Raw genomic sequence first — 17537 nt, 5'->3', positions numbered from 1 at the left:
TCGACGGCCCAGGCAGCCACCCGCCCCGCTCAGCGCGCGTGGCTGCTGTCGTCGTCCTGGCCGTGGCCCATGCCCACCCCGGCGCCGCCACCGCCCATGCCGCCCATGCCACCACCGCCGCCGCCCTTGCCCCCGGCGCGGTCGCCGGCCTCGGCCTTGCCCCGCGCACCACCGGCCGCAGGCCGCGCCGGGCCTTGGCGCGGAATCGCCACGCTGGCGGGGATGGGCGCCAGGTCCAGCGCCTCGCGGATGAAGTCGCGCAGCGATACCACCAGCTCGGCGGTCGGCACCGCGCGGCCTGCGGCCAGTTCGTTGGCCGCGTGTGCGGCCAGCCGCACCTGGTCGTCGGTGCCCAGCAGCACGATGTCCGAGAGCGCCGCTTCCACCGCATCGCGGATCCGGCGTGCGCGGTCGCTGCCGGTGCTCAGTGGCAGGTTCAACGTCTCGTCGCCTTCGCCAGGCGCCTGGCGCAGGTCACGCAGGTGGCGCGGATCGACATGCAGCGCGCCGGTGAACGACCCACCCAGCGTCTTGTAGGCGGCAATCAGGGTGCGCAGCCGCTCGTTGATCTGGCGGTTCTCGCGCTCGCGGCGCTGCTGCAGGGTCTGCATGAACACCAAGCGGATGCCCACGCCGATCAGGGTGATGACCGCCAGCCCGACCAGGGTGGAGAGCATGGCCTGCCAGGAGCTGAAGTCCAGGTTGCGCATCGGCGTCAGCTCACCCGCACTTGGAGTACCCACAATTCAGACAGGTGGCGCAGCCGTCCATGAACACCTGCGCCTTGGTGAAGCACTTCTCGCACATGCTGGCGCTGGGCGGAAAGCTGGCGCCGTCGCCGGTGATGGCCAGCTCTTCGCTCTCCCGCGCTTCGTACTCGCGGCGCTTTTCAGCGATCAGCGCGCGTTGCGCGGCGCTCATCTCCGGGTCGTGCAGCAGCCCGATCGACTTGAGGTGGTGTTCGACGATGCTGCCCAGTTCGGCCACCAGCGAGGGCATGTAGGCCCCGCCGATCTTGTAGTAGCCGCCGCGCGGGTCGAACACCGCCTTCATTTCCTCGACCAGGAAGGTCACGTCCCCGCCCTTGCGGAACACGGCGGACATGATCCGGGTGAGCGCCACGATCCACTGGAAGTGCTCCATCGACTTGGAGTTGATGAACACCTCGAAGGGCCGGCGCAGCTCGTGTTCGGTGCCCGGGTTGAGCACGATGTCGTTGATGGTCACGTAGAAGGCGTGCTCCACCATCGGCGATTTGATCTTGTAGGTGTTGCCGACCAGGACGTCGGGGCGCTCGATGCGCTCGTGCATCTGCACGATGTCGTTGGCGGCGTCCGGGAGCGGGGCGGCGGTAGGCGCTGCCTGGCGCGTCTCCTCGGGGGTGACGACGGCATACCCGGTGATCTTCTGATCGATCCTGACAGCCATGGTGCGTTTCCTCGTTGTTCACGGCGCCCGCCCAAGGGGCAGGCGCCGTGCATTACCTGCTTACTTGCGGGCGCGCTTGGCCGGGGCCTTGCGGGCCACGGTCTTGGCGGCGCGCTTGGCCGGTGCAGCCTTGCGGGCAACCGACTTGCGGGCAACGGCGGTCTTCTTGGCGACAGCCTTCTTGGTGGCGGCCGACTTGCGGGCCACGGTCTTCTTGGCGACAGCGACCTTCTTGCCGACCGTCTTGCGGGCGGTGGCGGTCTTCTTGGTCACGGCCTTCTTAGTGGCGGCCGACTTGCGGGCGACGGTCTTCTTGGCGACAGCGACCTTCTTGCCAACGGTCTTGCGGGCGGTGGCGGTCTTCTTGCCCACGGCCTTCTTGGTGGCCGCCGACTTCTTGGCCACAGCCTTCTTGGCAGTAGCGACCTTCTTGCCAACAACCTTCTTGGCGGTGGCGGTCTTCTTGCTCACGGCCTTCTTGGCAGCAACCGACTTCCTGGCGACAGCCTTCTTGGTGGTGGCAGCCTTCTTGCCCACGACCTTCTTGGCGGCGGCGGTCTTCTTGGTCACGGCCTTCTTGGCGGTGGCGACCTTCTTGCCGGCAACCTTCTTGGCGGCCTTGGTGGTCTTGGTCACGGCCTTTTCAGCAGCGGCCTTCTTCTTGGCAACCTTCTTGGTCAGCGCGGCGGCCTCGGCCTTGGCGTTGCTCTTGGCGGTTTCCAGCTTCTTCTTGGCCGTGGCCAGGCTCTTGCCGACCGACTTGGCGGCCTTGTCAGCCTTCTTGGCGACGGTCTTCTCGGCCTTCTTGACGGCCTTCTTGACCTTGGCAACCTGGGTGGTGGCAGCCTTGCGCGCGCGCTTGGCGGTCTTCTTCACCGAGGCGACCACTTCTTCAGCGGTGTGGGCGATGGTCTCGCCAACGTTGCCGGCGGTTTCTTTCACAGTTTCCACACCCTGCGACAGGGTCGCGGTGACGCCATTTCCGTTGCTCATGTTTTGCCTCCTGAGGGGCCAGTCAGTGATTTCGCTGGCGATGCTATACCGGCGCGGACGATCGTGGAACGGTCTTGTCGCAGCCCGTGAGCCGCCTTTGTGCTTGCCCGGCCGGCGCCATGCATCCGGCGCGGACGGGAATCACGCATGAAACCACTTGAAAACAGCTTCGGCTGCACAATCAGAACTTGCCGTAATAGCCCTCCTTGAGCGCGTCGAACAGGTTCGCGGCGGTGTGCAATTCGCCGTCATACTCGATCTGTTCATTGCCCTTTACCTCCACAACTGCGCCGTCCTGGAGTTCGAAACGGTAGGTGGTGTTCTCCAGATCGGCCTCCTTGACCAGCACGCCCTGGAACGCGGCGGGGTTGAAACGGAAGGTGGTGCAACCCTTCAATCCCTGCGCGTGGGCGTAGCGGTAAATGTCCTTGAACTGCTCGTAGGGGTAGTCGGTGGGGACGTTGGCGGTCTTGGAAATGGAGCTGTCCACCCACTTCTGCGCGGCGGCCTGGACATCCACGTGCGCCTTGGGCGAGATGTCGTCGGCGGCAATGAAGTAGCCCGGCAGGCGGGCACCATCCTCGTCGGCGAACGGCATGGCCTGCGGGTTGACCAGGTGCCGGTAGGCCAGCAGTTCGTAGGAGAACACGTCCACCTTCTCCTTGCTCTTGCGCCCCTCGCGGATCACGTTGCGGCTGTAGTGGTGGGCGAACGAGGGCTCGATGCCGTTGGAGGCGTTGTTGGCCAGCGACAGGCTGATGGTGCCGGTGGGGGCGATGGAGCTGTGGTGGGTGAAGCGGGCGCCGATCTCGGCCAGCTCCTCCACCAGCTCCGGGGCCACGCTGGCGATGCGCTGCATGTAACGGCTGTAGCGGGCATGCAGCACCTTGCCCTCGATCTGCTGGCCGGCGCGCCAGCCATCGGCGGCCATTTCCGGGCGCTGGCGCAGCATGGCGGCGGTGACCTCGAAGGTCTCCTGCATGATCGGCGCCGGCCCTTTCTCGCGGGCCAGGCTGAGCCCGGTTTCCCACCCCGCCACGGCCATCTCGCGGGCGATGGCCTCGGTGAAGTCGCAGGCGTCCGGCGCGCCATAGGTCATGCGCAGCATGGCCAGGGTGGAGCCCAGGCCGAGGAAGCCCATGCCGTGCCGGCGCTTGCGCAGGATCTCCTGGCGCTGCTGCTCCAGCGGCAGGCCGTTGACCTCCACCACGTTGTCGAGCATGCGGGTGAACACCCGCACCACCTCTTTGTATTCGTCCCAGTCGAACCGGGCCTGGGCGGTGAACGGCTCGCGCACGAAGCGGGTGAGGTTGACCGAGCCGAGCAGGCACGCGCCGTACGGGGGCAAGGGCTGTTCGCCGCAGTTATGGGCATGCAGGCCGTTGCCGTCGAAGCAGTGGATGCCAGGTACCTGGACGTCGTAGACGTCTTCCACCCCGTCCGGATCCACGCTTTCGACGGTGGCGAAGAAGCGGCTGCGGTTGAGCGTGCGGCGGTAGGCGGCCAGCGTCCGGGTAAGGCGCGCGGCCTTGTCGGTGTCGGCGAACCCGATCAGCGCGTCGTAGCGGGCTACGCCTTCGCCGCTGATCACGAGTTCGAACTGGGCCAGGGTGGGGTAAGCACGCTGGCCACCACGGCCATCCGGCAGCACGGCGTGTCCGGCCTCGCGGCGGGCGTAGAGGGTGGCGGGAATACCCAGCCGCAGCAGCATGCGCTGCACCGCCTCCAGGCGCGGGCGATCAGACTGCGCCAACCGCACGGATACGCCCTTGCCTTGGTTGCCCTGCACGCTGCCGTCGGCGTCGAAGAGGCCGCGCAGGAAGCCACGGCAGGCATCGCTGGAAAGTTTTTCCAGCGCCGGGGTAATCGGCTTATCACCGGGGGACATGCCCAGCTGCTGGGCAAGATCACGCAATGCCGCGGACTTCAGGCGCCATTCGCTCCGGCCGCCCACCTCGGACCACCCGGTGAAATCGGCCCGGTGCGGCAGCGTCTTCGCGCAGCGCAGCGCTTCACCCATCAGCGCGAGCGCTCCGGGTGCCGGCGTCGCCGGCGCGCCATTGGCCACTGCCGCTGGGCTGCACACCGAGAGCACAGCGCCTTCCTCTTTCAACGTGCCGTCGCCCATCAGCAGCCCCAGCAGGTAACCCTGCTCATGCGCCAGCGCACCCGGCCAGTGCGGCGCGGCGCGATGGTCCTGCAGCAGTACCTCATCCCCCGCCTGCAGCTGGCCCGCCTCGCACCAGTCGCTCTGCACCTCCCAGCGGGTGCGGTGGGTGACCCGGCGAACCCGATGGTCGGCAGTCAGCCGCAGCCGATGGCCTTCGCGGGTCTGCAGGGCGAGCACCGGCTTGCGCGCCGTGCGGAAGAACCCGGCATCGGTAGTGGCATGGTCCTGCCCCTCCACGCGCACGTGGAACCCCTGCCCGATCAGCTCGGCCACCTGGCGCGGCCCGGCGGCGGTGTGCACCCAGGTATCGGCGGTGACGCAGGGATTGGTGGCGCGGATGTCCTCGCACCACCAGTTGTTGTTCATTTCATTGACCCGGTCGATCAGGATGAAACCGGGTTCGGCGTAGTCATAGGTGGACACCATGATCATGTCCCACAGGTGCCGGGCGCGGATCTGGCCGTAGACCCGGCAGGCCACCAGGCCATCTTCGCGGACCACGTAGTCACGGTGGGTGGGCCATTCGCGCCACTGCACGGTGGCCGGATCGGCCAGGTCGAACTCGCCGGCCTCGTGCCGGCTCAGCGGGAACACCAGCGGCCACTCGGCGTCGTTGTCCACGGCCTGCATGAAGCCATCGGTGATCAGCAGCGAGAGGTTGAACTGGCGCAGCCGGCCGTCTTCGCGCTTGGCCCGGATGAAATCGCGCACATCCGGGTGCGAGACGTTGAAGGTGCCCATCTGCGCACCACGGCGGCCGCCGGCCGAGGAGATGGTGAAACACATCTTGTCGAAGATATCCATGAAGGACATCGGGCCGGAGGTGTGCGCGCCAGCCCCGGCCACGAACGCGCCGCGCGGGCGCAACGTGCTGAATTCATAGCCGATGCCGCAGCCGGCCTTGAGGGTGAGCCCGGCTTCGTGGACCTTGCGCAGGATGCCGTCCATCGAATCTTCCAGCGTGCCCGAGACGGTGCAGTTGATGGTGCTGGTGGCCGGCTTGTGCGCCTGCGCGCCGGCATTGGAAATGATGCGGCCGGCGGGAATGGCGCCACGGCGCAGCGCCCAGGTGAAGCGCTCGCGCCAGTGCCGGCGCTTGTCCTCGGTGAGTTCGGCATCGGCCAGGGCGTGCGCCACGCGCAGGTAAGTGGCGTCGATATCCGCATCCAGCGCCTGGCCCTGCTTGGTCTTGAGCCGGTACTTTTTGTCCCAGATATCCAGCGACGCCGGCTGCAGCGGCACGTCGCCGGTGGCCAGCTCCGGGGGAATCACGTCCGTTTGCACCGTACGCATTCGAGGCAGGCTCCATCGCGTGGTCACCGGGTGTGCCCGCTGGCGGACCCAACGCCTTGGGGCACTCTGGGTCGGCAACGCAACATCTAGTGGCCGGCCTGGATCCAGCTTACGCCGGCACGGGGGCGTGTCAACGGCACGGAAGGTCGCAGGGGCGGCGGTGGCCGGGGTCGATTTCATCGCCGGTTTAGCCGGCAGCGCACAGACTCGTTCAGCTTGATTTACCGTATACGTGTTTTCCGCCCACCGGACTCCCATGCGACCGCTCCCGACCCTGCTCACGCTCGCGCTTGCCGCCGCCTTCGGAGGCTTTGTCGCTTCCGCCATCAACGCCCATCTGGACAACCGCGCTGAAGCGGCGCCGGCCACGCTGGCCATTCCGGCGACCGCCGCGCTGCCTGCGTCGGTGGCCGGGCAGCCGGTGCCCTCGCTGGCGCCGATGCTGGAGCGGGTGATGCCGGCGGTGGTGAGCGTCAATACCAAGCAGGTGGTGCGGGTGCGCAACCCGTACTTCAACGACCCGTTCTTCCGCCGCCTGTTCCCCGAAGTGCCGCAGGAGCGCATCAACGAATCGCTCGGTTCGGGCGTCATCATCGATGCGGCCGAAGGCCTGGTGCTGACCAACCACCACGTGATCGAGAACGCCGACGATGTGCAGGTGACGCTGTCGGACGGGCGCACGGTCAAGGCCGAGTTCCTCGGTTCGGACCGCGACACCGACATTGCGCTGATCCGCATTCCGGCCGACAAGCTCACCGCGCTGCCGCTGGGCGACAGCACGCAGCTGCGCGTGGGCGATTTCGTGGTGGCCATCGGCAACCCGTTCGGCTTCAGCCAGACGGTCACGTCGGGCATCGTCTCGGCGGTGGGCCGCACCGGTATCCGCGGGCTGGGCTACCAGAACTTCATCCAGACCGATGCCTCGATCAACCCGGGCAACTCCGGCGGCGCGCTGGTCAACCTGCAGGGCCAGCTGGTGGGCATCAATACCGCCAGCTTCAACCCGCAGGGCAGCATGGCCGGCAACATCGGGTTGGGCCTGGCCATTCCGACCAACCTGGCGCGCGATGTGGTGGACCAGCTGATCAAGCATGGCGTGGTGGTGCGCGGCACGCTGGGCATCGAAGCACAGAACCTCACCCAGGCGCTGGCGCAGAACCTGGGCCTGAGCGAAGCGCGTGGCGCGCTTGTCACCCGCGTGCTGGCCGGTTCGGGCGCTGCTGCGGCCGGGCTGAAGCCGGGCGATGTGGTGGTGTCGGCCAACGGCCAGCGGGTCGATGGCGCGGTGGCGCTGCACAACGTGGAGGGCCTGCAGCCGGTGGGCAGCGCGCTGACTCTGGAGGTGCGCCGTGATGGCAAGCCGCTGACGTTCAAGGCCACGCTGAAGGAACAGCCGCGCGCGGTTGCCGGTGAATCGCTGGACCCGCGGTTGAGCGGCGCCACCTTCGTCGACCTGCCCGAGACATTGCGCCAGGCCGGCAGCAGCGGGGTCATGGTCAGCGACGTCAAGCGCGGCAGCCGCGCGGCGAATTCGGGCCTGGTCGCCGGCGATCTGATCATCCAGGCCAGCGTGGGTGAATTCGCCGACCTGGCCAGCTGGCGCGCCAATTTCCAGCAGCGCCCGCAGCAGCTGGTGCTGCGCGTGGTGCGCGGCAATGCGCGCGGCGAACTGGAGATGCGCTGAACCGGTCAGGCAACCTTCGCGCGCGGATCACACCAGCTGACGCCCTCTACACCCTGCCAGTGCTATTACCTTGAGTTCGCTTCGACCGGCATGGCCTGCGGTCACCTTCCCCATCGCTTACTACGGAGATACACGATGAGCCCCACCAATACCGAAAACCTCAAGGAACACCTGGGTGAAGCCGGTTCGCACCTGAAGTCGGCTGCCACCGCTGCCGGCGGCGCGATCAAGGGCGCCACTGGCGCGGCGACCGACGAACTGCGTATCGGCAAGGCCAACGTCAAGGCCGAACTCTCCGACACCGCTCTGTCCGGGCTGGCTGCCGCTGAATTCGGCGGTGCTGCTGCCAAGGAACAGGTCGATGCGCTGATGGACAAGGGCAAGGACCTGGTCGACAGCGCCGCCGAGCTGATCCGCGAGCGCCCGCTGGCCTCGTTCGGCGTGGCGTTTGCCGCCGGCTGGATCATCGCCAAGCTTGCCCGCAGCGGCGACAAGTAAGTCGGCGTGAGCGATCAAGCACAGTCGACGCCTGACGGTGGGGCGGCAACGCCTCCACCGGAGGGCGAGCAGCGCGCGCCGCGCCTGGATGAAAGCATCCGCGAGGTCGGCCAGGCCGGCCGCGCAACCGTGGATTCGGCCAAGCACACGCTGCGTTCGCTGCGTCGGCTGGCCTCCTTTGAATTTGCATTGGCACGCAGTGCGTTCGGTCGGGCATTGGCGTGGAGCGGGGTGGCGATCGTGTTCGGCGCCTCGGCCTGGCTGCTGCTGGCCGGCACGCTGATTGCGCTGATGCAGCGCTGGGGCCTGTCCTGGTTCCATTCGCTGTTGATCACCTCGCTGGTGAGCCTGGCGATGACCGGCTACGCCATCTGGCGGGTGTCGTTCTTCTTCCGCCACACCGGCATGCATGCCACCCGCCGCCAGTTGTCGCGGCTGGGCCTGTTCGATGAGCCCACCGAAGACGATCCCGATGCGGATGTGCGGGCACCGGAGCGTACGCCATGAAGTTCGAAGCCCTTCGCCACCGCGTCAAGCGGGCTGAACAGGTGGTCTCGATCCGGGTCGACCAGACCCAGTGCAGCTGGTTCACCCTGAGCCAGGCCTGGCGCGAAGGCTGGACCCCGCTGCGCATCATCAGCGTGGGCCTGGCCGGTGGTTTCCTGGCCGGCAAGCTGGAGCCCGGCAGCACCCGTTTCCACGGGGCCCGCTGGCTGCAGATGATTGGTTCGGTGTCCAACCTGCTGGCCAGCGCACAGGCGGCGTTCGCCTCGATGCAGGCCAATGAGGCGGCCGAAACCGCCGAACAGGCCGCGGACAAGGTGGATGAAGCCGTCGACCCGACGACACCTGCAGCACCGGTTCGGGCCGCCGCCCCTGCCGCTGCGCCACGGGCCCGGGTGACCGCCACGCAGGAGGCGGCGCAGCCGCAGCCACTGCCAGCGGAAGCGGCCACCGACGTTTCCGAACGTTAACCGGTAGCGCCGGCCGTTGGCCGGCCCTCCCATTCCACACGCCGCACGCACCCGGGTTGCCCAATAATGCGTCTCCTCTCCAGCGTGCGACCTGCATGAGCGTTCCTGCGCCCTCCCCTGCCGACGCTCCCTTGCCGGTACCGGTACCGCCCCCGCCGCGCCCGCGCGCGCCGATGTCGCTGGTGGTGCTGGCCATGCTGGCGGTGGCGTTCACTCTGTGGGCCGCGCAGGAAATCATTCTGCCGATCCTGCTTGCCATGTTTTTCGCGCTGGTCGGCAACCCGATCCTGCGCCTGCTGGGCCGGCTGTGGGTTCCGCGCTTCCTGGCGGCGGTGCTGGTGATCGGGGTGGGGTTGAGCGGCACGGCCGCGCTGGGCGTGCAGCTGGTGGGCCCGGCGATGGAATGGGCGCAGGAAGCGCCGCAGCAGCTGCGCAAGGTGGCCCGGCAGGTGCAGAACCTGACCAAGCCGGTGCAGCAGGCCAACCAGGCGGCGGAGAATTTCGCGCGCGTGGCGGGTGGCGAGGGCAGCCGCCGGGTGCAGGTGGTGCGCACCCAGCTGGATGACCCGTACAAGGTACTGACCCGGGCGCCGCGCCTGGCCGCGTCCGTGCTGGCGGTGGTGCTGCTGACGCTCTTCTTCATGATCTATGGGCAGAACCTGCAGAAGCATGCCATCGCGCTGTTCCCCAGCCGGCAGCAGCAGCGGTTCACCACCGACATCTTGCGTTCGATCGAACGTGAGGTCTCGCGCTATGTATTGACCATCACCGTGATCAACACGCTGGTGGGGCTGATTTTCTCCGGGGTGCTGTTGCTGCTGGGCATCAGCCTGCAGGAGGCGCTGCTGTGGGGCACGGTAGCGGCGCTGCTGAATTTCGCACCCTACGTGGGCCCGCTGATCGGGGTGACGCTGATGCTGCTGATGGGCTTCGTGGAGTTCAGCGACCCCTTCCATGCCTTGCTGCCGGCGGCGTGTTACCTGGCCCTGCACACCATTGAAGGCCAGGTGGTGACCCCGATCGTGCTGGGCCGGCAGATGGCGATTTCGCCGCTGATCCTGATCCTGGCGCTGATGGTGTTCGGCTGGCTGTGGGGCATGGTGGGCCTGCTGCTGTCGGTCCCCCTGCTGGTCTGCATCAAGCTGGTGCTGGCGCGCCTGGACGGCACCCAGGGGTGGGCGAAACTGTTGGAGTAGAATGGGCGGGTGAATTTTCCCGTCCTAGCCATCACTCTCGACCTCGACGACACCCTGTGGCCGTTCGCCCCCATCGGCGCCCGCATCGACCAGGTGTTGTACGAGTGGATGCTCCAGCACAGTCCCGCCACCGCCGCGATGTACCCGGTGGCGGCGATGCGCGAACTGCGTGAGCGCTCCTTCCGCGATAACCCGCACCTGCACTACGACCTGAGCGCCCTGCGCCGGCTCACCCTGCGCGAGGCGCTGGAAAACAGCGGGGCGGACCTGGCCCTGCTGGAACCGGCCTACGAGGCGTTCTACGCCGCACGCAACCAGGTGGAGTTCTACCCCGATGCGGTGGACGCACTGGCCCGCATCGCCGCCCGGGTGCCGGTGGCCGCGCTCAGCAACGGCAACGCCGACCTGGCCCGGATCGGGCTGGAGCACCACTTCGCCTTCCAGCTGGGTTCGCGTGAACACGGCGCGGCCAAGCCGGCCGCCAGCATCTTCCACGCTGCCTGCGAGCGCCTGGGCGTGGCCCCGGCGCAGGTGCTGCACGTGGGCGACCACATCGAAATGGACGTGGTGGGCGCGATGCAGGCCGGCCTGCGCGGCTGCTGGATCAACCGCGTCGAACACACCTGGCACCATCCTTCGCTGCAGCCTGACCTGCAGTTCGACACCCTGACCGGGCTGGCCGACTGGCTCGATGCGAACGCATCGGCACAGACCGCCTGACCACGAACGGAGCACGACCCCGCATGACCCAGATCACCGGTTTCACCACCGATTCGGCCAACGCCTTGCCGCTGCATGTCATGGAGCGCGAACAGTTCGCGGCGTGGCGCGCGCAGCAGAGCCCGGCCCTGGTTGCCTGGCTGGATGCGCAGCACTTCAACGGCAGCGGTGGCAGCGTGGTGCTGCTGCCGGGCGAACACGGCCTGGCCGGCGCCATCGTCGGCGTGGGCGACCCGGGCGATGCCTATGCCTATGCGCACGCCCCGTTCGCACTGCCCGAAGGCAGCGTGTGGCAGCTGGCCGATGCGCTGCCGACCAACATCGAAACCCTGCTGCACCTGGGCTGGGGCCTGGGCAGCTACCGCTTCGCGCGCTATCGCAAGCCCAACCGCGCCCCGGCGCAGCTGGTGGCCAGCCCGGCCGCCGAAGTGCGCGATGTGATCACCGCCAGCCTGCGCGTGCGCGACTGGGTGAACACCCCCACCGAAGACATGGGCCCGCAGCAGCTGGAAGACGCCGCGCGTGAACTGGCCGCCGCCCATGGTGGCCAGTGCGAAGTGATCACCGGTGACGCGCTGCTGGAGCAGAATTTCCCGGCCATCCACGCAGTGGGTCGCGCCTCGCACCGCGCGCCGCGCCTGATCGCGCTGCGGTGGGGCCAGGCCGGCCGCCCGCAGGTGGCGCTGGTGGGCAAGGGCGTGTGCTTCGATACCGGCGGGCTGGACATCAAGCCGGCCGACGGCATGCGCAACATGAAGAAGGACATGGGCGGCGCCGCGCACGCGCTGGCGCTGGCCGGGCTGATCATGGCCCAGGAGCTGCCGGTGCAGCTGACCCTGCTGATCGCTGCGGTGGAAAACGCGATCGGCCCGGATGCGTTCCGCCCGGGCGAAGTGATCGCCACCCGCAAGGGCCTGAGCATCGAAATCGACAACACCGATGCCGAAGGCCGGCTGGTGCTGTGCGATGCGCTGACCTACGCCAGCGAACAACAGCCGGAGATCGTGCTGGATTTCGCCACGCTGACCGGTGCGGCGCGCATCGCGCTCGGCCCGGACCTGCCGGCGCTGTTCAGCAACAACGACAGCCTGGCCCAGCAGTGGCTGCAGGCCGGCGAAACCACGCGCGACCCGGTCTGGCGCATGCCGCTGTGGCGCCCGTACCTGCGTTACCTGCACAGCGGCATTGCCGACCTGGCCAACGCCGGTTCGCGCATGGCCGGTTCGGTGACCGCGGCGCTGTACCTGGAGCGTTTCATCGCAGAAGGCCAGGCCTGGGCGCACCTGGATGTGTACGCCTGGAATGACGGCGAACGCCCGGGCCGCCCGGCCGGTGGCGAGGCCCTGGCGCTGCGCTCGGCGTGGTCGATGTTGAAAACGCGATACGCGTAACGCCGAACCGCACCGATCCCCGCCCCGGCGGGGATCGTTCGTTGAATCTTGTCGAAAATGTGAATATCCGGGCGACCGGGGTTCTGACACCATGGCCGCACCCACCCCCTCACGTTCGAGAAGGCAGGTAACGGCCCATGTCGCTCTTCCGCTATACCCGCGCCGGCCGTGAGCCGGATGCCCCGCGCCCCCCGCATTCCCCGCTGCTGTGGATCGCGCTGATCGCGTTGATCGCCGGCGTGCTGGTGCTGGCTTTCGCCTGGCTGGCCGGCTGGCTGGGCCGCGATCGCGCCACCGTGCAGACCTTCACCGACACCATCGAAGCCACCGGCGCCAACCACCCCGGTTTTCGCCGCGCGCACAGCAAGGGCGCGTGCGTAAGCGGCAGCTTCCAGGGCACCCCGCAAGGGGCCGCACTCAGCGCGGCGCGGGTGTTCCGCCAGCAGCAGGTACCGGTGCTGGGCCGCCTGTCGATCGGCGGCGGCGATCCGCACGGTGCAGACGCCAATGCGCGCGTGCGCAGCATGGCGCTGCAGCTGGTCAGCGATGACGGCCAGGAATGGCGCACGGCGATGAACAGCTTCCCGTTCTTCGCCGTGCCCACCACCGAGGCGTTCCTGGAACAGACCCGCGCCGGCATTCCCGACCCGGCCACCGGCAAGCCGGACCCGGCGAAGATGGCAGCCATCGCAGCCAAGTACCCATCGGCGAAGGCGTTCGGCGAATGGGCCAAGACCGCGCCGTGGTCCACCAGCTGGGCCAACACCACCTACAACGGGGTGAACAGCTTCCGCTTCACCAACGCCGACGGCCACACCGAAGTGGTGCGCTGGAGCATGCGCCCGCTGGCACCGTTCGAAGCCATGGATGCCGAGCAGCGCAAACAGGCCAGCCTGGATTACCTCAGCGATGAGTTCCAGCAGCGCCTGGCCAACGGGCCGGTGCAGTGGGAGATGTGGGCAACCATTGCAGCGGCGGGCGATGCGGTGGACGACCCCTCGATTCCGTGGCCCGAAGACCGCCGCCAGGTGAAGCTGGGCACGCTGACCCTGACCGCGCTGCAGCCGCAGGCCGGCGGTGCCTGCAACAACCTCAACTTCGATCCCCTGATCCTGCCCAGCGGCATTGCCGGCAGCGATGACCCGATCCTGGCGGCGCGTTCGGCGGTGTATTCCGAATCGTTCAATCGCCGCGAACGCGAACTGGCCAGTGGCAAGGAGAAGGCGCAATGAGCCGTGATGCCGGGCATTTCAACCTCACCGCGCGCGTGCTGCACTGGCTGATGGCGGTGCTGATCCTGACCATGCTGTTCGTCGGCGTGACCATGGTGGCCTCGCTGCACTGGCGACCGATGCTGGTGGACCTGCACCGGCCGCTGGGCATCGCGATCCTGCTGCTGGCGCTGGTGCGGCTGATCAACCGGTTGCGCCATCGGCCACCGCCGCTGCCGGCGGATCTGCCGGCGTGGCAGGCGGCCGCCGCGCATGCCTCGCATTGGGTCCTGTACGGGTTGATGCTGGCCATGCCGCTGGTGGGCTGGGCGATGCTGTCGGCCGGTGGCTACCCGATCCAGATGTGGAAGGGCGTGCTGCTGCCGCCGATCCTGCCGCACGACGTGGCGTTGTACGCCGCGCTGCGCAGCGCGCACAGCCTGCTGGCCTATGTGTTGTTCGCCACGGTGGTGCTGCATTTGAGTGCGGCGCTGTTCCACCTGTGGGTGCGCAGGGACGGGGTGTTCCAAGCGATGGCGAAGGGCCCAGGGGACCGTTGACAAGGGCACACGACCAACGGTCGTGTGCTACCGGCTGGTTGTAGCCACCGCAGGTGGTTACAGCCAGCCTTTCTGCCGGGCCAGGCGGTAGGCCTCGATGCGGTTTGCCACGCCCAGCTTGCCGATGCACTCGGACAGGTAGTTGCGCACCGTGCCATGCGACAGCCCCAGCTGGCTGGCGATCTCGCTGGCCGAGCGGCCGTCGCCGGACAGGCGCAGCACCTGGCGTTCGCGGTCGTTGAGCGGGTCGGCCTGCGACCACGCGTCCAGCGCCAGCTGTGGGTCGATGGCACGGCCACCGTGCTGCACCTGGCGCAGTGCATCGGCCAGCTTCTCCGCCGGTGCGTCCTTGAGCAGGTAACCGCACACGCCGGCATCCAGTGCGCGGCGCAGGAATCCGGAACGCGCGAAGGTGGTCACGATCACCACCTTGATCGGCAGCGCATGCCGGGCGATGCGCTGCGCCAGCTCCAGCCCGGACAGCCCCGGCATTTCGATATCGGTGACCAGGATGTCCGGCTGCAGCTGCTGCAGCATCCGCCAGGCCGCCTCACCGTCAGCGGCGGCACCCAGCACGTCGATATCCGGCTCCAGCCCGAGCAGGGCCGACAGCGCGCCGCGCACCATCGCCTGGTCTTCGGCCAATACGATGCGGATCATGGCAGTGCCTCACTGGTCATTGGGGGCGCACTTGGCGCCGTGGCGACCGCGGCGGTCCTGGCCGGTAGCGGCACCTGCACCACCACCGTGGTGCCCTGCCCGCGCGGGGAGTGCACCTGCAGCGTGCCACGCAACGCAGCCACGCGTTCGCGCATGCCGGTGAGCCCGTTGCCATCGGCCTGCACATCGCCTCGGCCGTCATCGCGGATCTGCAGGCCCAGGGTGCGCCCGTCCTGGCTGAACTCAACCCAGGCCTGGTGCGCGTCGGCATGCCGCACGATGTTGGTGGCCGCTTCGCGCAGCACCAGCGCCAGGCCGCGTTCGATCTCCGCCGGCATCGGCGGCGGCGGGCTGTAGTGCAGGTGCACGTGCTGGCATTCCAGCAGCAGCCGCGCGGCCGCCAGTTCCGCGGCGAGATCGCTGGCACGGATGCCGGTCACGGCGCTGCGCACTTCAGTCAATGCCTGCCGCGCGATGGCTTCGGCTTCGGTCACCTCCAGCCGCGCGCGTTCGGGATCGCGGTCGAACAGCTTGCGCGACAGCTCCAGCTTCAGGGTGATCAGCGACAACGTGTGACCGAGCAGGTCGTGCAGGTCGCGGCCGATGCGCTCGCGCTCGGCGGTGGCGGCCAGCCGTCGCACTTCGTCCTGGGAGAGCTGCAGGGCTGCATCGCGATCCTTGTTGGTGCTTTCCACGTTGATGATGACGCCAATGATGAACGCCATCGACGGAATCCACACCACCAGCTGCCAGTGGTAGCCCACCCACAGCGCGATCGCCACGAAGGCGGCGTTGAGCACCACCAGCTGGCCGAGGTAGCGCCACGCGCTGCCGGTGCGGCACACCCGCAGGGTGACGCAGCCGAAGATGAAATAGCTGATGCCTGACGGATACCACGGCAGCAGCGCCAGGCCCATGGCCACCATGGCCAGCGCGTAACGCGGCGCGTGCCGGCGCGGCGACAGCAGCTGGCGGGCGTACAGCGCCAGGAACACCGGGTAGGTCAGCAGGGTCAGCCACAGCCACGTCAGGGTGTAGCCGCCGCCGAACATCGGGGTGAGGAACACCCAGCCGGTCCACAACAGGTGCACCGCGTCGGACCAGGCCGGCTTGCCGGCGCGCAGGTTGTCGGCAACGGCCGAATCCGCGGCAGGTCGCAGAAGGGAGGAGAGCCAGCGGGGCGGCATGGTGGGTTCCCGGTCGTGGGGGCGAGGCGCGATCATGGCAGTTTCCCGGTGGGGTGCGGCATACCCATACGATCCCGGGTCGGCGATGGCATTTCCAGTACGCCCCATCACCCCAGGCAGGTGACAGCTGTCACTGCACGGAACCGCGCCGGCCGGGCATCCTGTGCCCCAGCCGGCCCCTTCCGGTTTGCCCGCGACTCCCGTTGCGGTCACACTCGGCCCGATTCCACGTCCAGACTCACGATGAACGCATCCGCTGAACTGCTCAAGGAACTCCGCATCGACCGCAAGAAGGCCGCCGCCCCGCCGCCTTCGTCGCCACGCCGTGGCCTGTGGATCGTGCTCGCCATTGTCGCGCTGCTGATCCTGAGCGGTATCGCCTGGGTGATGTTCGGCCGCGAACGCCCGATCGAGGTGACCACCGCGCCGGTGGTGGCCATCCAGCAGGGTACCGCCAGCAGCTCGGTGCTCGATGCCAGCGGCTACGTGGTGGCCCGGCGCATGGCCACGGTGTCGGCCAAGATCACCGGCAAGGTTCGCGAGGTGATGATCGAGGAAGGCATGCGGGTCGAAGAAGGCCAGGTCATGGCCACCCTGGACCCGATCGATGCCAACGCCCAGCGCAGCCTGTCGTCCTCGCAGCTGGAAGCGGCCCGCAGCCAGCTGGCCGGCCTGCAGGCGCAGGTGGCCCAGGCCGATGCCGAAGCTGGGCGCCTGCAGAAACTGGTGGGGCAGCAGCTGGTTTCGCGCTCGCAGTTCGACCTGGCCATGGCCCAGCGCGACAGCCTGCGCGCGCAGCTGCGCACCGCGCAGCGCAACACCAAGGTGGCCGGCGACGCGCTGGCCATTGCCGACCTGGGCGTGGACAACAACATCGTGCGCGCGCCGTTCTCCGGCGTGGTCACCGCCAAGGCGGCACAGCCGGGTGAGATCGTGTCGCCGCTGTCGGCCGGCGGCGGCTTCACCCGCACCGGTATCGGCACCATCGTGGACATGGATTCGCTGGAGATCGAAGTGGACGTGGGCGAGGCCTTCATCGGCCGCGTGCAGCCGAAGATGCCGGTGGAAGCCACGCTCAACGCCTACCCGGAATGGAAGATTCCGGCCGAAGTCATCGCCATCATCCCCACCGCCGACCGCGGCAAGGCCACGGTCAAGGTGCGCGTGGCGCTGAAGAGCAAAGACCCGCGCATCGTGCCGGAGATGGGCGTGCGGGTGAGCTTCCTGGAAGCGGCCGCCCCGGCCCAGGCCGCAGCGCCCAAGGGCGTGCGCGTGCCGGCGGCGGCGCTGGTCGAGCGCGACCAGAAGACGGTGGCGTTCGTGGTGGGCGATGACAGGCGCGTACAGCAGGTCCCGGTCACCGTGGGCGTGGCGCTCAACAACGACCGCCAGGTCACGGCCGGCCTCAGCGCCGGCCAGCAGGTGGTCAGCAACCCGCCGCCGGAACTGCGCGATGGCAGCGCGGTCGTGGAAAAGCAGGCGCAGTAAGCAAGGCGGCGCCGCGACCGGGTCGCGAGCCGACGATGTGCGATTCCCGTGCCGGCCCGGCGCGCATGCGCGCGGCTGCCTGCA

General features: G+C 68.3%; 16 protein-coding genes. 10 read left to right on the top strand and 6 right to left on the bottom strand.

Features of this window, described 5'->3' with window-relative positions:
- Positions 1–29: 29 nt before the first annotated feature.
- The 4 genes from AC06E7_RS08460 to AC06E7_RS08445 form a co-directional block, all read right to left on the bottom strand.
- Positions 30–710: a hypothetical protein gene (locus AC06E7_RS08460; protein WP_068848642.1), complete on the bottom strand. Its 681-nt coding sequence runs from the start codon at positions 708–710 to the stop codon at positions 30–32.
- A 10-nt stretch (positions 711–720) separates the two neighbouring features.
- On the bottom strand, positions 721–1428 hold the full coding sequence (locus AC06E7_RS08455) for a TSCPD domain-containing protein (RefSeq protein WP_184126120.1): 708 nt from the start codon (positions 1426–1428) through the stop codon (positions 721–723).
- 60 nt (positions 1429–1488) lie between these two features.
- Positions 1489–2421 carry a histone gene (locus AC06E7_RS08450; protein ID WP_478064116.1) on the bottom strand — a complete coding sequence of 311 codons (933 nt, stop codon included), beginning with the start codon at positions 2419–2421 and terminating at the stop codon, positions 1489–1491.
- A gap of 181 nt (positions 2422–2602) precedes the next feature.
- Positions 2603–5884 carry an LAGLIDADG family homing endonuclease gene (locus AC06E7_RS08445; protein ID WP_478064114.1) on the bottom strand — a complete coding sequence of 1094 codons (3282 nt, stop codon included), beginning with the start codon at positions 5882–5884 and terminating at the stop codon, positions 2603–2605.
- Positions 5885–6140: 256 nt separating this feature from the next.
- Here AC06E7_RS08445 and AC06E7_RS08440 point away from each other — a divergent pair, with 256 nt between their 5' ends.
- The 9 genes from AC06E7_RS08440 (at position 6141) to AC06E7_RS08400 (ending at position 14118) form a co-directional block, all read left to right on the top strand.
- A complete protein-coding gene (locus AC06E7_RS08440; protein WP_068848634.1) occupies positions 6141–7568 on the top strand; it encodes a Do family serine endopeptidase in 1428 nt (475 codons plus the stop codon).
- A 135-nt stretch (positions 7569–7703) separates the two neighbouring features.
- Positions 7704–8066 carry a hypothetical protein gene (locus AC06E7_RS08435; protein ID WP_068848632.1) on the top strand — a complete coding sequence of 121 codons (363 nt, stop codon included), beginning with the start codon at positions 7704–7706 and terminating at the stop codon, positions 8064–8066.
- A 6-nt stretch (positions 8067–8072) separates the two neighbouring features.
- On the top strand, positions 8073–8573 hold the full coding sequence (locus tag AC06E7_RS08430) for a phage holin family protein (RefSeq protein ID WP_478064112.1): 501 nt from the start codon (positions 8073–8075) through the stop codon (positions 8571–8573).
- Positions 8570–9040, top strand: a complete 471-nt coding sequence (locus AC06E7_RS08425) for a protein sip-5 (protein ID WP_184126124.1) — start codon at positions 8570–8572, stop codon at positions 9038–9040. Before AC06E7_RS08430 ends, AC06E7_RS08425 begins: the two co-directional genes overlap by 4 nt.
- A 95-nt stretch (positions 9041–9135) precedes the next feature.
- A complete protein-coding gene (locus AC06E7_RS08420) occupies positions 9136–10236 on the top strand; it encodes an AI-2E family transporter (protein WP_068848627.1) in 1101 nt (366 codons plus the stop codon).
- Positions 10237–10245: 9 nt separating this feature from the next.
- Positions 10246–10956 (top strand): HAD family hydrolase, encoded by a 711-nt coding sequence (locus AC06E7_RS08415; protein ID WP_478064109.1) that lies wholly within the window; start codon positions 10246–10248, stop codon positions 10954–10956.
- Positions 10957–10979: 23 nt separating this feature from the next.
- A complete protein-coding gene (locus AC06E7_RS08410) occupies positions 10980–12347 on the top strand; it encodes a leucyl aminopeptidase family protein (RefSeq protein WP_478064107.1) in 1368 nt (455 codons plus the stop codon).
- Between the two features lie 137 nt (positions 12348–12484).
- A complete protein-coding gene (locus AC06E7_RS08405) occupies positions 12485–13579 on the top strand; it encodes a catalase family peroxidase (RefSeq protein ID WP_449324661.1) in 1095 nt (364 codons plus the stop codon).
- Positions 13576–14118: a cytochrome b gene (locus AC06E7_RS08400; RefSeq protein WP_184126126.1), complete on the top strand. Its 543-nt coding sequence runs from the start codon at positions 13576–13578 to the stop codon at positions 14116–14118. Before AC06E7_RS08405 ends, AC06E7_RS08400 begins: the two co-directional genes overlap by 4 nt.
- Before the next feature lie 57 nt (positions 14119–14175).
- Here the strand turns inward: AC06E7_RS08400 and AC06E7_RS08395 are convergent, their stop codons facing one another.
- On the bottom strand, positions 14176–14778 hold the full coding sequence (locus tag AC06E7_RS08395; protein ID WP_478064104.1) for a response regulator: 603 nt from the start codon (positions 14776–14778) through the stop codon (positions 14176–14178).
- Positions 14775–15965: a sensor histidine kinase gene (locus AC06E7_RS08390; RefSeq protein WP_478064191.1), complete on the bottom strand. Its 1191-nt coding sequence runs from the start codon at positions 15963–15965 to the stop codon at positions 14775–14777. The genes AC06E7_RS08395 and AC06E7_RS08390 overlap by 4 nt, the downstream gene beginning before the upstream one ends.
- Positions 15966–16208: 243 nt before the next feature.
- Between AC06E7_RS08390 and AC06E7_RS08385 the strand changes: the two genes are divergently transcribed.
- Positions 16209–17453: an efflux RND transporter periplasmic adaptor subunit gene (locus AC06E7_RS08385; RefSeq protein ID WP_478064102.1), complete on the top strand. Its 1245-nt coding sequence runs from the start codon at positions 16209–16211 to the stop codon at positions 17451–17453.
- Positions 17454–17537 lie beyond the last annotated feature (84 nt).

Source organism: Stenotrophomonas sp. Steno-Z4, from assembly GCF_056393145.1.
The sequence above is the reverse complement of the archived record's forward strand: the minus strand, read 5'-3'. Positions and strand labels throughout refer to the sequence as shown.

Excerpts from the sequence above, each read along its gene's own strand:
- AC06E7_RS08460 (WP_068848642.1), bottom strand. The coding sequence starts at position 710 with ATGCGCAACCTGGACTTCAGCTCCTGGCAGGCCATGCTCTCCACCCTG.
- AC06E7_RS08455 (WP_184126120.1), bottom strand. The coding sequence starts at position 1,428 with ATGGCTGTCAGGATCGATCAGAAGATCACCGGGTATGCCGTCGTCACC.
- AC06E7_RS08450 (WP_478064116.1), bottom strand. The coding sequence starts at position 2,421 with ATGAGCAACGGAAATGGCGTCACCGCGACCCTGTCGCAGGGTGTGGAA.
- AC06E7_RS08445 (WP_478064114.1), bottom strand. The coding sequence starts at position 5,884 with ATGCGTACGGTGCAAACGGACGTGATTCCCCCGGAGCTGGCCACCGGC.
- AC06E7_RS08440 (WP_068848634.1), top strand. The coding sequence starts at position 6,141 with ATGCGACCGCTCCCGACCCTGCTCACGCTCGCGCTTGCCGCCGCCTTC.
- AC06E7_RS08435 (WP_068848632.1), top strand. The coding sequence starts at position 7,704 with ATGAGCCCCACCAATACCGAAAACCTCAAGGAACACCTGGGTGAAGCC.
- AC06E7_RS08425 (WP_184126124.1), top strand. The coding sequence starts at position 8,570 with ATGAAGTTCGAAGCCCTTCGCCACCGCGTCAAGCGGGCTGAACAGGTG.
- AC06E7_RS08420 (WP_068848627.1), top strand. The coding sequence starts at position 9,136 with ATGAGCGTTCCTGCGCCCTCCCCTGCCGACGCTCCCTTGCCGGTACCG.
- AC06E7_RS08410 (WP_478064107.1), top strand. The coding sequence starts at position 10,980 with ATGACCCAGATCACCGGTTTCACCACCGATTCGGCCAACGCCTTGCCG.
- AC06E7_RS08405 (WP_449324661.1), top strand. The coding sequence starts at position 12,485 with ATGTCGCTCTTCCGCTATACCCGCGCCGGCCGTGAGCCGGATGCCCCG.
- AC06E7_RS08400 (WP_184126126.1), top strand. The coding sequence starts at position 13,576 with ATGAGCCGTGATGCCGGGCATTTCAACCTCACCGCGCGCGTGCTGCAC.
- AC06E7_RS08395 (WP_478064104.1), bottom strand. The coding sequence starts at position 14,778 with ATGATCCGCATCGTATTGGCCGAAGACCAGGCGATGGTGCGCGGCGCG.
- AC06E7_RS08390 (WP_478064191.1), bottom strand. The coding sequence starts at position 15,965 with ATGCCGCCCCGCTGGCTCTCCTCCCTTCTGCGACCTGCCGCGGATTCG.
- AC06E7_RS08385 (WP_478064102.1), top strand. The coding sequence starts at position 16,209 with ATGAACGCATCCGCTGAACTGCTCAAGGAACTCCGCATCGACCGCAAG.